This is a genomic window from Enterococcus sp. LJL90 (genome assembly GCF_056924355.1).
In genome coordinates this window covers 67,902-81,012 of the sequence record NZ_JBXPBQ010000007.1, presented here as the reverse complement: position 1 = coordinate 81,012, position 13,111 = coordinate 67,902, and the positions used below count along the sequence as shown (strand labels likewise).

Here is a 13,111-nt window from a genome sequence, read left to right as displayed (position 1 = left end):
AAAGTATAATGGAGTTGAGAAGTTATCGGTATTTTTTAGCCATCGCTGAGCAGGGGAATATCTCTAAAGCGGCAAAAAATTTAAATATTACCCAACCGACCTTGAGCCGCCAGCTAAAAGAGCTGGAGGAGGAACTAGGTGTTGAATTGTTTCAAAGGGAGCATAAGCAGCTTGTATTGACTGAAGCGGGGATTTTTTTACGGGAACGGGCTCAAGAAATTATCCAGTTGGCGGATAAAACGCAACAGGAATTTTTGGACCAGCGGCAAACCCTCTTTAGTGGTAAAATTTCCATTGGCTGTGTTGAGGCGGATAACTCCGATACCTTGGCGTTGATGTTGGAGGAATTTGTGGAAGATTATCCGCAAGTCAGCTTTGAAATCTTTAGCAGTACCAGTGAAGAAATTATCGAGAAGTTGGATTTAGGTTTACTGGATGTCGCCATCTTAATCAACCCGATTGCAACGGAAAAATATCACAGCACCCCTTTACCTAGAAAAGAAGTTTGGGGACTATTGGTGGAAGGAACAAGTTTTCTAGCTAGCAAAGAGACAATCACCCCAGAAGATTTAATCGGGGTGCCGCTGCTAATCAGTCGCCGCAGCGAAGTTCAGGAAATGTTAGCCAATTGGGCACATACTAAGATTGATCAATTAAACATTAAAGGTGTCTACAATTTAATTTTTAATGTGATTGCCCTTGTTGAAAACCGAGTGGCCTCTGCGTTGGTGATTAAAGGTGCCACTAGCTATCACCATTCCAATGAGGTGAAATTTATTCCCTTGTCACCAAAAATTGAAACGGAATGTGTCTTCGTCTGGCGCAAGCATAAGGTGCAGGCGCCAGTCGTCAAAGAATTTATTCAACGGATGAACTATGCTTTCAAAGCATAGTTCTTTTTTTATGAAGTATTAGACCAAATGAAGATAGGAGACTATCATAAAGGAGTAGCAAGGACAGTGGGAGGTGATGTTGTCATGAGTGTGGTCATTTATTTTTCTAAGAGCGGCCATACAGCTGAGTTGGCCGAAAAGATTAGCCAGCAATTGTCAGCCGAAATTGCCGAATTGAAACCGGTTAAGCCTTATCCTGAAAGTTATTCAGCGACAACGACAATCGCTGAAGCCGAAAAGAAGCAAAATTTACGGCCGGCATTTCAACCTTTGCCGATTGATTTAGCCGAGCATCAGGAAATTTTTCTCGGTTACCCCATTTGGTGGGGCACCTTTCCGATGGTGGTGACGACTTTTTTAGAAAAAATGGTTTCCGCTAATCAGATTATTTATCCCTTTGCCACTCATGAGGGCAGTGGTTTAGGTGCCAGCATTGAAAATCTGCAGCAATTGCTTGCCGCCAGTCAAATCAAAACGGGTCTCGCTATTCGCGGCAGTAATGTCAGTCGCTCAGATCGAGCAATTGCCAATTGGCTACAGCAGTATCATTCAGATTGTTTTAAGAAATAAAAAATTTCGGAGGTTATAGTAATGAAAAACGAAGAAGTCAAAGACGGTATTATTTTTTCAGCAGGAGAACCCAATGATGCTTATGCCCAATATTTTATTGGCCAAAGTTATTTAAATAATTTAGTTACAGATCCCGATGTTAGTGTCGGCGCCGGCAATGTTACGTTTGAACCCGGCTGCCGCAATAATTGGCATATTCATAAAAATGGTTTTCAAATTTTATTAGTGACTGGTGGCGAAGGCTGGTACCAAGAAGATGGCCAGCCGGCGAGAAAATTAGTGCCGGGGGATGTTGTCGTTACCCATGATGGGGTTAAACATTGGCATGGCGCCGCTAAGGATAGTTGGTTTGAACACTTAGCTATCACTGCTGGTCAAGCAGAATGGTTAGAACCAGTTACAGATCAAATTTACGACGCACTTTAAGTAGATAGTTCAATTAAGAGAGGATGATTGATTATGGAAAAACAAACAGCAGGTAGAGATAATTTAGGTGAATTCGCACCGCAATTTGCAGCCTTAAACGACGATGTACTATTTGGTGAAGTCTGGGCAAGGGAAAGTCAAATGTCCCCCCATGACCGCAGTTTAATTACCGTGGCTAGCTTGATGACCCAAGGTGTCCCCCAATTAGAAGCCCATTTAAATATTGCGAAGAAAAATGGTGTAACCAAAGAAGAAATCATCGAATTGATTACCCATTTAGCCTTTTATACTGGCTGGCCTAAAGCTTGGTCTGCCTTCAATTTGGCAAAAGAAATTTATCAAGACTAGATTAAAATTTCCGCAACAAGATACAATAAACAGAATTGAAGAGTCGTCTGTAAAAAAAATAAATTTACAGACACTGGCAGTTTTATGGCGCCAGTAGACTTTTTAAAACTATTAGAAGCCGGCTATCAGTCGGCTTCTTTTTTTCGGAAAATAGTTTATCAATTGTTTACTTTTCCCCATCTTTTTATTTAACCTCTCTTGTTAGACTAATAATGGACTATCAGTTAAGCTGTAGTATTCCATAGCTTGGTAAAAAGAGGTGGGCAAATGCAAAAGGGACGGCGAAAAATTTTCTTAGTTTTTTTCATTTTTTCAGTATTGTATGTTTTACCGGCTTTTGACTGGCAGCATCTTCAACTGGTGATTTTGCGGGGAGATGATTACGCTTTTCATTTCGGGCGGATTTTTAGTTTGCTGGAGCAATTAAAAGCGAGTGGCTGGCAGCAGGAAGTGGCGGTTTTTGGCCATAGTCAGCTTTTTTATGGTGTGAATCTTTTTTACCCACCGCTGACTTCAGTTGTGCCGATTGCAATTTTATCAGCCTTATTTCATTCAGTTGTCACGGGGTTATACCTGTATGTCATTCTTTTGACTTTTATCACTTTTTTAATCGCCTATTACACCGCCTGCTATTTGACCAAGCAGGCATTACCCAATTTGAATCGGCAGGCTAGACTTTTTGTGCCCTATATATTCTCATTGCTATATGGTTTTTCCCATTATCGTTTGATTTGTTTTTATGAAAGGATGGCGCTGGGTGAATTTGTGGCGCTTAGTTTTTATCCGCTGATCTTTGCTGGTTTTTATAGTATTTTAAAAGATAACGGTCGTAAAAAGCATTGGCTCGTGCTAGGGATGGCGCTCTTGGCATATACCCACATCCTATCGTTAATTTTGGTTTCGTTAGTCTTAGGCTTAATGTTAATTTTTTACGGATGTAAAAAACAAGTCAATAAAAAAATCATCAGCAATTTTATCCAAGCGGCATTGCTGGCGGGATTATTATCTTTAGCCAGTCTAGTTCCGATGGTTTATCAAATGCTGACCATTGGAATTAATTCCGTTAAGACTTATGATTTGCAGCAGCAAGCCTATAATATATGGACAATACTAGCCAATTCTTTGGATAATTATCTTGGTTATATGAGTTTTGGTCTAGTGATTTCCGTAATTCTAGGCGGCTGCCTATGGAGTTATTTTAAGAGCCCGACTAATATTTTGCGGCAATCCAGTTTTCTTAAAAACTGTTTTGGTTGGTCGCTAGTTTTTCTTATCAGTTTGACGACCTTATTTCCGTGGCAGTTTTTTCAAAATACGCCAATGATTTTAATGCAGTTTCCGTTCCGTCTGATGCCATTTTTAGGAATTTTTAGTTATTATTTAGGAGCGGTTTTATTGTCAGATTGGCTAGTAAAACGACACTCTGCAAAGCGACGCCTGCCAGTTTTACTGGCGACGCTTTTAGCGGTGCTGGCGATTGTCAGTGTCGAAAATTTGATTCAAATTCGCGATCCGGCTAATTTAATGCTGTCACAAAAGCAAGTCGAGGAGTCGCAGCATTATCAAGAATATCAAAATCGTGATTATCTGCCGAAGGGTTTAAATCAAACCGAAAAAAAGAATATTTTAAATAAAGTTGGTTTTATTAATCAGCAGGAAACCGTGATGGATTATCAAGGGAACGCAAGCGGAATTGAATTAGATTTAACTTTGACTGCTTCTGAAAATCGGGTGGTTACACCGGTGATTGCCTACAGCGGCTTAGTAGTTATTGACCAGCATCAGCAGAAGGTCAAGACGGTTGTCTCTGACGGAAAAACAATTAGCTTTGATTTACCAGCTGGACAATATCAGCTGCAAGTCAGCTATCAAAAGCCTTGGCTTCATAAAGCAAGTGAAGCCATCACAGCTTTTACTTTAGTTGGCTACAGTTTTTATCTTGTACGAAAAAGGCCAAAAGAAAATTCTTGACAAAAGTTCGGCACCTAACTATAATCATTTTAGATTTAAGTTAGGTACCGAACTTATTTAAATTGAAAGAAGGAATTTTTGATGAGTAAATTAACCAATCAACTAATGAAACAGCTGCGCTTTGTTGGCTTAGCTAGTAATCAATTTGTCAGTCTAAAGGAAGAAAATCTTTCCGGACAAAAACGGGTGCTGCAGATACTATCCGAAGAAGATGGTTTAGTTCAAAGCCAGTTAGCCGAGATTTTAGATATTCGTCCGAGTTCTTTAGCCGAGGTCTTAAAGAAAATGGAAACCGCCGGCGATATTTACCGCCAAGAAGATGAACAGGATAAGCGAATCAAGCGGGTCTATTTATCTGAGGTGGGTCGCAAAAAAGCAACCGCCTTGACCAATGGAAAAAATCGTAGTGAAGCTTTTTTCAAAGGCTTGAACGAAGCGGAACAGTTGGAATTTCAAGAGCTGCTGGAAAAAATTCCAGAAGGCTGGGAAGAAGAATTTCAAAGGGATGCACCTCGTTTTATGGACCCGCTGGATCGTTTGCAGATGATGCAAAATTTCCGTCAGCAGTTTGAAGATCAGTGGGGACAAGATTGGGACCAGCTGAGCCCAGAGGAATTTCGAAAATTACGAAAAAATATGCGCCGGGAGATGAAGCAACAGGCCTTCCAGCATCGTCGGGAAATGAAAGACTTCGGCCGCAACTTTGGTCGTCAATTCCCAGGTAATTTCTGGGGCAACCCAGAGGATTGGCAAGAATATGCCGATTTGTCTGATAAAAAGAAACCTGCGGAAAAAGATTCCGAAGACGAGTGGCAAGATTTTTAAGAATTTGAACTAAAACTGTGATTGAATCCTTAAGAAAAATTTTCGGCTATTGGAGATTAGTTTAAGACTGGGTAATTGTTGTAACGGAAATTACTTCGATGATTGAAATTAGGAAGTCTATCAGCTGATTCAAAATTCATTTTGGTATGAATATCTCACGATTGAAAAATTATTTTTAGGCTTTAATGTGCAGTTTCAAGTCAAGCGGCTATCCGCTTGACTGACTAGGAGGATAAGTAAAATGGCAGACAGAGGAACCGTCGTAAATGAAGAAATACCAAAGGAAAAAGTCATTAAAATTGGTGATTTTTTAAAATTTATTAACAGTGTCAACCCACGAAAATCTTTATTTCTGCTGGGGATGCTCTTGAGTTTGGTGACTTCCGGTGCCAGTCTAATCGTACCCCAGCTAACAAAAGGTTTGGTCGATACCAGTGTCTTAACCAGAATTGATACGAAAATGTTGGTGACACTTTTGCTGGCCTTTGTTGCTCAATTGGGCTTTGGGACTTTAGGTGGCTTTTTCCTCCGTTATGTCGGGGAAGAATCCGTCAAAAAATTGCGGGAAAATTTGTGGGACCACCTGTTGCGCTTACCCGTAGGTTATTTCGATGAAAATAAATCCGGTGAGAGTAGCTCTCGCTTAGTTAATGACACTTCCGTGATCAAAGATTTAGTGACCTCCCAATTTCCCAATTTTATCACCGGAAGCATTCAATTGGTGGGCTCGTTAATTATTTTAGTCTGGATGGATTGGAAAATGGCGGCTTTAATTTTTACCGCAGTTCCACTAATTGCTTTAATTATGTTGCCGATTGGCCGGATGATGTCAAAAATCGGCCGGCAATTACAGGCAGCCACAGCTGAGTTTAATGGCGAGGCCAGTGAAAAATTATCGGAAATTCGTCTAATTAAATCCAGTAACGGCGAAACTTATGAAGAACATAGTGGTCGTCGTTTTATTGATAAAATTTTTAAATTAGGAATTAAAGATGCCAAGATAGAAGCCGTTTTGCAACCGATTATGATGACTGTGATGTTGGGGCTATTTGTCGGAATTCTTGGTTATGGAGCGGTCAGAGTACAGGCCGGCACATTAACCAGTGGTGAACTGGTGGCATTTTTACTGTATCTCTTTAATATTATCGCGCCAGCCACTAGTTTTGCCTTATTCTTTTCGCAATTGCAAAAAGCTATGGGGGCTACGCAAAGAATTGAACAAATTTTACACACACCTTTAGAACCAGTCGGCGCGGGTGAAGATTTTGATGTGGTTGGTCAAAAATTACAAGTTAAAGATTTATCCTTTTCATATGATGCACTGCATCCGGTTTTAGAAAATATTTCCTTTGAAGCCAAGCCCAATACAGTGGTAGCTTTTGCAGGACCGAGTGGCGGTGGTAAGTCGACGATTTTTGCTTTATTGGAACGTTTTTATCAACCCACCAGTGGTGCAATCTTAATCGGTAATGAAAATGTGGCGACCCTAGACTTAGCGGATTGGCGCTCGCAAATTGGCTATGTTTCTCAAGACAGTGCGGTTTTTGCCGGCAGTATTCGCGATAATTTACAATATGGCTTAGACAAGGAATTGCCAGAAGAGGAATTATGGCGGGGCTTAGAGTTAGCCTATGCCGATCAATTTGTCAAAGATTTTCCTGACCAATTGGAAACAGAAATTGGCGAACGGGGCGTTAAATTATCCGGTGGTCAAAAACAACGGATTGCCATCGCCCGAGCCTTTTTGCGAAATCCCAAAATATTGATGTTGGATGAAGCAACTGCCAGTTTAGATTCTCAGTCTGAAGAAAAAGTTCAACGCGCTTTAGATTCCTTGATGGAAGGGCGCACCACTTTAGTAATTGCCCATCGCTTGTCTACCATTGTGGATGCTGACCAAATTTATTTCATTGAAAAAGGCCAAGTCACGGGACATGGCACTCATGCAGAATTAATAGCTAGCCATCCCCTATATAGCACATACGTACAAGAACAAATTGTTAATGCATAAAAAGGTTACAACATAAAGTAAGCAAGAATTTTTCGAGGTAGTCCAGTCAAGGCTGCTTCACTCGTAAATTTGCGGTAAAGAATTGCTAACCGCAAATTTATAAGCGAAGTCGAAAAATTTTTGTCAAACTAATTATGTTGTAACCTTTTTTTAAAATTTATCTAATGTTGCCATATCTTCAGAGGTGATTTCAAAATCGACTTTGGCATTGTCGATAATATATTTTTCGTGGACTGATTTTGGTAATGGTAAGATATTTTTTTCCAGTAGGTAACGGATCGCTAACTGAGGAATACTCTTGTCATACTTATCAGCAATAGCTTGTAATTCTGTATTGCCTAACAAACGGCCAGTGCCAATCGGTGAGTAGCCTTCAACTAAGACATCATTGTCTTGGCAAAAAGCGACCAGCTCGTCATCGGTTCGACCAATGTGATAGATAAATTGATTGGCCATTGGCTTCATCGTGCCGTGGTCAAAAATATTTTGCAAATCATCAATGCTAAAGTTAGAAACGCCGATTGCTTTGACTTTACCATCTGTGTAAGCTTCTTCTAAAGCCCGCCAGACCTCCAAATTTTCTTTTTTAAAATCATTGCCGCCGCTGTCCCGCATCAAGGACCAAGGGCGAGGGGCATGAATCAAAATCAAGTCAATATAACCAAGGTCCAATTCCTTCAAAGAATTATCAATGCTTTTCACAGCTTCTTGATAGGTTTTTAATTCAGCTGGTACTTTAGTAGTGATGTAAACTTCTTCTCTTGGTAGGCCGGATTCTTTCACTGCTTTGCCAACGCTAGCTTCATTGTGGTAAGCCGCCGCTGTATCAATGTGGCGATAACCGTTTGCTAAGGCAATTTTAGAAGCTTCATAGGCTTCCGCTACACTGGATTGCCAAGTGCCTAAAGCCAGTTTCGGAATTAGGTTTCCATTGGCTAAACGAAAATTTTCTGTTAAGACTGTCATATAAATCCCTACTTTCAATTTTAGTTACAAATTAAGTATAAAACTTAGAGTGGGCTATAAGTCAATTGTTTTGATTGTATTTAATCATCTAATAGGAACCGCTCAAAGACATCATTTCCCAAAAACAAGCCTTCCTCGGTTAAAGCCAGATAATCCTCTTGTTGCACTAATAGATTTTCTTGAATTAATTCTTCAATCACCAGTCCATAAACTGAATCTAAAGACACTTGAAATTTTTCAGCAAAATGATCAGGCGAAATACCTTGGCGTTTTCGCAAACCTAAAAACATTTCTTCTTCCATTTGGTTATTGTGGCTCAATTTTTCTTCCTCACGAATCGGTAGCTGATTGTCTCGTAAAGGCGCTAAATAATGCTGAATCGGGCCGTGATTTTTATAGCGGATATTGCCGAGATAACCACTAGCACCTGCCCCCAGACCGAAATAATGTTCGTTGTTCCAATAAACTAAGTTATGCTGGCTTTCCTTGCCGGGAATTGCAAAATTACTGACCTCGTATTGTTGCCGATTGCCACTTGCCATCAGTTCAATCGTTTCAGCAAACATCTGACTTTCAATATCTTGATCTGGTAATTCCAACCGACCTTGCCGCACCCAATTCATAAACATGGTTTTATTTTCTAAAATTAAAGAATACAACGAGTAATGGGGCAAATCCAATTCAATTGCCCGCTGTAAGGTATCACGAAAACTTGCCAAGGTTTGTCCCGGCAGCGCATAAATCAAATCGATGCTGACATTTTCAAAATTTTCCTTTTCTAAAAAGGCCATCGTTTCATAGACATCAGCAGCAGTGTGTTTGCGCCCAATTTTTTTCAGTAATTTATCATCAAAGGTTTGCACACCCATTGATAAACGGTTTACTCCGTAATTTTTCATCACCTGTAATTTTTCTTGAGTTAAATCACCGGGATTAGCTTCAACAGTAAATTCATTTTGATCATTGAAGGGCAGCAGCTCCCGCACGCCGGCTAATAAACGATCCAATTGTTTTGCAGAGAGGGAGGTAGGCGTTCCACCACCAATATAGAGCGTAGCCATTTCTTCAACCGGAAAGCGCGCTTTCGTCAATTGAATTTCTTTTAGTAATGCTTCAATATATTCATCAACTGGCTGGCCTTCTAGAAAAACTTTATTAAAGTCACAGTAATAGCAAATATGCTCGCAAAAAGGAATGTGTAAATAAGCCGAGACCGGTTGTAAAATTTTTTTTGTTTCCATCATTTGGACTCCTCGTGGTTCAATTTCTTTGTAAATAGTATCATACTTTATTTAGACTTAATATAGAAGAAACTTTTCCAATGATAGAAATTATCCGAAAAAAAGTAATTAGCACTCGGATAAAACAAGTGCTAATTTTTGCATCGTTTTCCTTGACTTCTCTGGAGAATATGGTATATTAATACTTGTGTTAGCACTTGATAGTTAAGAGTGCTAAAACAAATGATGAAGGTGATTGAGATGTTAACAGACAGACAAAAAAATATCTTACGGCTCATCATTCAGAATTATACCGAAACTGGATTACCCGTTGGCTCGAAAAAGTTGATGGAGGAGGGCATCTCAGCCAGTTCTGCAACAATTCGCAATGATATGAAGGCGTTGGAGGAACATGGGTTATTACAAAAGACCCATTCATCTTCAGGAAGAATTCCTTCCTTAGCTGGTTATCGTTATTATGTGGATTATTTGTTGGAACCGACTCAAATTGCCAACAATGATGTCTTGAAAATTCGTCAATCCTTTAAAAAGGAATTTCACGAAATCAATGAAATCATTGAAGGCTCTGCTGAGGTTCTAGCCCAATTGACCAGCTACACGGCATTTTCTTTAGGTCCTGAAGTCAAGGAAAGGAAATTGACCGGTTTTCGGATTGTCCCTTTAAATGATCGCCAAGTCATTGCTTTGATTGTGACGGACAAAGGCAATGTCGAAAACCAAATTTTCAAAATTCCTGAAGGAGTTACCGGTGAGGATTTAGAAAAAATTGTTCGAATTATCAATGATAAATTAGTCGGCGAACCTTTGTTGACAGTTTACCATCGGTTGCGGACAGAAATTCCGATGATTCTTCACAAGTATTTCCAAACGACGGACGGATTGGTCAGTTTATTTAATAGTATGCTGGGCCAAGCCTTTGAAGAAAAAGTTTACGTGAGCGGTCGAATGAATTTGTTAGATTTTAATCCTAGTCAAGATTTGACAGAATTTAAATCAGCCTATTCATTTATGAAGGATTCGGATGAATTGAGTCAGCTCTTTGTACCAGCAGAGGGTGGGATTTCAATAAAAATTGGTTCTGAAATCGGGAATAATTTATTAGACAATCTAAGTCTGATTCAAGCGACCTATGATATTCAAGGTCACGGTCGGGGCATGATTGCATTATTAGGACCGACGAGCATGCCTTATTCGAAAATGTTCGGCTTAGTGGATGTCTTCCGCCAAGAACTTGCCGATCGTTTGGAGGATTACTACCGGGAGTTAGACGGTTAACCAATGAATAGAAGGGAAGTTTATACGATGGCAGAAAAAGACGAAGAATTAAAAGAGCAACCTGAAAATCTTGAAGAAGCGGATGCCAATCAAGAATTAGTCGAAGAAGTCGAAGTTTTAACAGAGCTGGAAAAATTAAATGCTGATCTTTCTGATATGGAGGATAAGTTTTTAAGAGCTCGGGCGGAAATCGCCAATATCACCAACCGCAATCGCAGCGAAAGAGAAACGATGCAAAAATATCGTTCCCAAGACTTAGCTAAAAAAGTCTTGCCATCTCTAGATAATTTAGAGCGGGCTTTGGCAATTGAAGTGGATGATGAACAGGGTGCCAGTTTGAAAAAAGGCATTATGATGGTTTTGGAAAGTTTACAAGTTGCGTTGAAAGAAGAAGGCATCGAAGAAATTTCTGCAATGGGAGAAACCTTTGATCCTAATTTACATCAAGCTGTCCAAACGATTCCAGCCAATGATGACGCTCCAAGCGAAACGGTTGTTGAAGTTTTGCAAAAGGGCTATAAATTACATGACCGCGTATTAAGACCAGCGATGGTTATCGTGGCTCAATAAAAAAGCTATTCTAAAAATAAAAGATAAAAAAGTTACAGTGAGGAGAAATTAATTATGAGTAAAATTATCGGTATTGACTTAGGTACAACAAACTCAGCAGTTGCAGTTCTTGAAGGCGGCGAAGCAAAAATTATCGCCAACCCAGAAGGCAACCGTACAACACCATCTGTTGTTTCATTTAAAAATGGTGAAATTCAAGTGGGTGAAGTAGCAAAACGTCAAGCAGTGACTAATCCCAACACAATTGCTTCTATCAAACGCCATATGGGCGAAGCTGGCTACAAGGTCGAAGCAGAAGGCAAATCTTATACACCACAAGAAATTTCAGCAATGATTTTACAATATATCAAAGGTTTTGCTGAAGATTACTTAGGGGAAAAAGTAGAAAAAGCTGTTATTACAGTTCCTGCATACTTCAACGATGCCCAACGTCAAGCAACGAAAGATGCTGGTAAAATTGCCGGTTTAGAAGTTGAACGGATTGTCAATGAACCAACAGCAGCTGCTTTAGCTTATGGTTTAGATAAAACAGATAAAGATGAAAAAATCTTAGTCTTTGACCTTGGTGGCGGTACCTTTGACGTTTCCATCCTTGAATTAGGCGATGGCGTCTTTGATGTATTATCAACTGCCGGCGATAACCATCTTGGTGGGGATGACTTTGATAACAAAATTATCGACCACATGGTTGCAGAATTCAAAAAAGAAAACGGTATTGACTTAGGCAAAGATAAAATGGCTTTACAACGGTTAAAAGACGCTGCTGAAAAAGCTAAAAAAGATTTATCTGGTGTGACTAGCACACAAATCAGCTTGCCATTTATCACAGCTGGCGACGCTGGACCTTTGCACTTGGAAATGACGTTAACCCGCGCAAAATTTGATGAACTAACTTTAGATTTAGTTGAAAGAACCAAAGTTCCAGTACGCCAAGCTTTAAAAGATGCTGGCTTGTCTCAATCTGAAATTGATGAAGTAATTTTAGTCGGTGGTTCAACTCGGATTCCAGCAGTGGTTGAAGCAGTTCGCAAAGAAACGAATAAAGAACCAAATAAATCAGTGAACCCTGATGAAGTAGTTGCAATGGGGGCTGCCATTCAAGGTGGTGTCATCACTGGTGATGTGAAAGATGTCGTTTTACTAGACGTAACCCCATTATCATTAGGTATTGAAACTATGGGTGGCGTCTTCACAAAATTAATTGACAGAAATACAACGATTCCAACAAGTAAATCACAAGTCTTCTCAACAGCGGCTGACAACCAACCAGCAGTTGATATTCATGTCCTGCAAGGTGAACGGCCAATGGCAGCAGACAACAAAACTTTAGGACGCTTCCAATTAACGGATATTCCACCAGCACCTCGTGGTATTCCACAAATCGAAGTTTCATTTGATATCGATAAAAATGGTATCGTAAATGTTTCTGCGAAGGACTTAGGCACGCAAAAAGAACAAACAATCACGATTAAATCTTCTTCGGGCTTATCTGATGATGAAATCGAACGGATGGTTAAAGATGCTGAAGCAAATGCTGATGCTGATAAAGCCCGTAAAGAAGAAGTTGATTTACGTAACGATGTCGATGCTTTGTTATTCACAGTCGATAAAACATTGAAGGAGCTTGAAGGCAAAGTCGATGCTGACGAAGTCAAAAAAGCGGAAGATGCCCGTGATGAATTGAAAGCAGCCGTTGAAGCGAACAACATTGAAGAAATGAAGACTAAACGGGACGCGCTAAACGAAATCGTGCAAAACCTATCAGTAAAACTTTATGAACAAGCAGCACAACAACAAGCAGAAGCTGACCCAGAAGCAGCTCAAGGCGGCGCTGATGATGTTGTCGATGCAGATTTTGAAGAAGTTGACGGTGACAATAAATAATGTTTAACCAGCAGCTAGTCTGCTAAGTTGTTTGAAAAGCCAAAGCTTCTGCTTTGGCTTTTTGATTGGTATTCGTCTATTTAAGAGCCACCAATATTTTTAGGAGAATGCTGTGAAACTGTTCAGATTCT

At 39.9% G+C, this 13,111-nt stretch carries 12 protein-coding genes; 10 read left to right on the top strand and 2 right to left on the bottom strand.

Going from position 1 to position 13,111, the window contains the following annotated elements:
- Positions 1–8: 8 nt before the first annotated feature.
- The 7 genes from AC1Z3S_RS14765 (at position 9) to AC1Z3S_RS14735 (ending at position 7,044) form a co-directional block, all read left to right on the top strand.
- The gene (locus AC1Z3S_RS14765; protein ID WP_461740994.1) at positions 9–893 is read left to right on the top strand and encodes a LysR family transcriptional regulator; all 885 of its coding nucleotides are present in this window, start codon (positions 9–11) and stop codon (positions 891–893) included.
- An 84-nt stretch (positions 894–977) separates the two neighbouring features.
- On the top strand, positions 978–1,463 hold the full coding sequence (locus AC1Z3S_RS14760; RefSeq protein WP_461740993.1) for a flavodoxin: 486 nt from the start codon (positions 978–980) through the stop codon (positions 1,461–1,463).
- 21 nt (positions 1,464–1,484) lie between these two features.
- Complete coding sequence (locus AC1Z3S_RS14755; protein ID WP_461740992.1) at positions 1,485–1,889, top strand: cupin domain-containing protein; 405 nt, start codon at positions 1,485–1,487, stop codon at positions 1,887–1,889.
- 33 nt (positions 1,890–1,922) lie between these two features.
- The gene (locus tag AC1Z3S_RS14750; protein ID WP_461740991.1) at positions 1,923–2,237 is read left to right on the top strand and encodes a carboxymuconolactone decarboxylase family protein; all 315 of its coding nucleotides are present in this window, start codon (positions 1,923–1,925) and stop codon (positions 2,235–2,237) included.
- A 267-nt stretch (positions 2,238–2,504) separates the two neighbouring features.
- The gene (locus AC1Z3S_RS14745; RefSeq protein WP_461740990.1) at positions 2,505–4,208 is read left to right on the top strand and encodes a hypothetical protein; all 1,704 of its coding nucleotides are present in this window, start codon (positions 2,505–2,507) and stop codon (positions 4,206–4,208) included.
- An 81-nt stretch (positions 4,209–4,289) separates the two neighbouring features.
- Positions 4,290–5,033, top strand: coding sequence for a MarR family winged helix-turn-helix transcriptional regulator (locus AC1Z3S_RS14740; protein ID WP_461740989.1), 744 nt, complete (start codon positions 4,290–4,292; stop codon positions 5,031–5,033).
- 241 nt (positions 5,034–5,274) lie between these two features.
- Entirely contained in the window at positions 5,275–7,044 is a 1,770-nt protein-coding gene (locus tag AC1Z3S_RS14735) for an ABC transporter ATP-binding protein (RefSeq protein ID WP_461740988.1), read from the top strand.
- Positions 7,045–7,194: 150 nt separating this feature from the next.
- Here AC1Z3S_RS14735 and AC1Z3S_RS14730 read toward each other — a convergent pair whose 3' ends face one another.
- On the bottom strand, positions 7,195–8,010 hold the full coding sequence (locus tag AC1Z3S_RS14730; RefSeq protein WP_461740987.1) for an aldo/keto reductase family protein: 816 nt from the start codon (positions 8,008–8,010) through the stop codon (positions 7,195–7,197).
- A gap of 80 nt (positions 8,011–8,090) precedes the next feature.
- Positions 8,091–9,254, bottom strand: coding sequence for a radical SAM family heme chaperone HemW (gene hemW / locus AC1Z3S_RS14725; RefSeq protein WP_461740986.1), 1,164 nt, complete (start codon positions 9,252–9,254; stop codon positions 8,091–8,093).
- 237 nt (positions 9,255–9,491) lie between these two features.
- Between hemW and hrcA the strand changes: the two genes are divergently transcribed.
- From hrcA to dnaK, 3 genes are read left to right on the top strand one after another with little or no spacing between them, the layout of a single operon-like run.
- On the top strand, positions 9,492–10,526 hold the full coding sequence (hrcA, locus tag AC1Z3S_RS14720; protein WP_461736787.1) for a heat-inducible transcriptional repressor HrcA: 1,035 nt from the start codon (positions 9,492–9,494) through the stop codon (positions 10,524–10,526).
- 27 nt (positions 10,527–10,553) lie between these two features.
- Positions 10,554–11,096 carry a nucleotide exchange factor GrpE gene (gene grpE, locus AC1Z3S_RS14715; RefSeq protein ID WP_265459239.1) on the top strand — a complete coding sequence of 181 codons (543 nt, stop codon included), beginning with the start codon at positions 10,554–10,556 and terminating at the stop codon, positions 11,094–11,096.
- Positions 11,097–11,150: 54 nt separating this feature from the next.
- The gene (dnaK, locus tag AC1Z3S_RS14710; RefSeq protein WP_461736783.1) at positions 11,151–12,980 is read left to right on the top strand and encodes a molecular chaperone DnaK; all 1,830 of its coding nucleotides are present in this window, start codon (positions 11,151–11,153) and stop codon (positions 12,978–12,980) included.
- Positions 12,981–13,111 lie beyond the last annotated feature (131 nt).

Excerpts from the sequence above, each read along its gene's own strand:
- AC1Z3S_RS14765 (WP_461740994.1), top strand. The coding sequence starts at position 9 with ATGGAGTTGAGAAGTTATCGGTATTTTTTAGCCATCGCTGAGCAGGGG.
- AC1Z3S_RS14760 (WP_461740993.1), top strand. The coding sequence starts at position 978 with ATGAGTGTGGTCATTTATTTTTCTAAGAGCGGCCATACAGCTGAGTTG.
- AC1Z3S_RS14755 (WP_461740992.1), top strand. The coding sequence starts at position 1,485 with ATGAAAAACGAAGAAGTCAAAGACGGTATTATTTTTTCAGCAGGAGAA.
- AC1Z3S_RS14750 (WP_461740991.1), top strand. The coding sequence starts at position 1,923 with ATGGAAAAACAAACAGCAGGTAGAGATAATTTAGGTGAATTCGCACCG.
- AC1Z3S_RS14745 (WP_461740990.1), top strand. The coding sequence starts at position 2,505 with ATGCAAAAGGGACGGCGAAAAATTTTCTTAGTTTTTTTCATTTTTTCA.
- AC1Z3S_RS14740 (WP_461740989.1), top strand. The coding sequence starts at position 4,290 with ATGAGTAAATTAACCAATCAACTAATGAAACAGCTGCGCTTTGTTGGC.
- AC1Z3S_RS14735 (WP_461740988.1), top strand. The coding sequence starts at position 5,275 with ATGGCAGACAGAGGAACCGTCGTAAATGAAGAAATACCAAAGGAAAAA.
- AC1Z3S_RS14730 (WP_461740987.1), bottom strand. The coding sequence starts at position 8,010 with ATGACAGTCTTAACAGAAAATTTTCGTTTAGCCAATGGAAACCTAATT.
- hemW (WP_461740986.1), bottom strand. The coding sequence starts at position 9,254 with ATGATGGAAACAAAAAAAATTTTACAACCGGTCTCGGCTTATTTACAC.
- hrcA (WP_461736787.1), top strand. The coding sequence starts at position 9,492 with ATGTTAACAGACAGACAAAAAAATATCTTACGGCTCATCATTCAGAAT.
- grpE (WP_265459239.1), top strand. The coding sequence starts at position 10,554 with ATGGCAGAAAAAGACGAAGAATTAAAAGAGCAACCTGAAAATCTTGAA.
- dnaK (WP_461736783.1), top strand. The coding sequence starts at position 11,151 with ATGAGTAAAATTATCGGTATTGACTTAGGTACAACAAACTCAGCAGTT.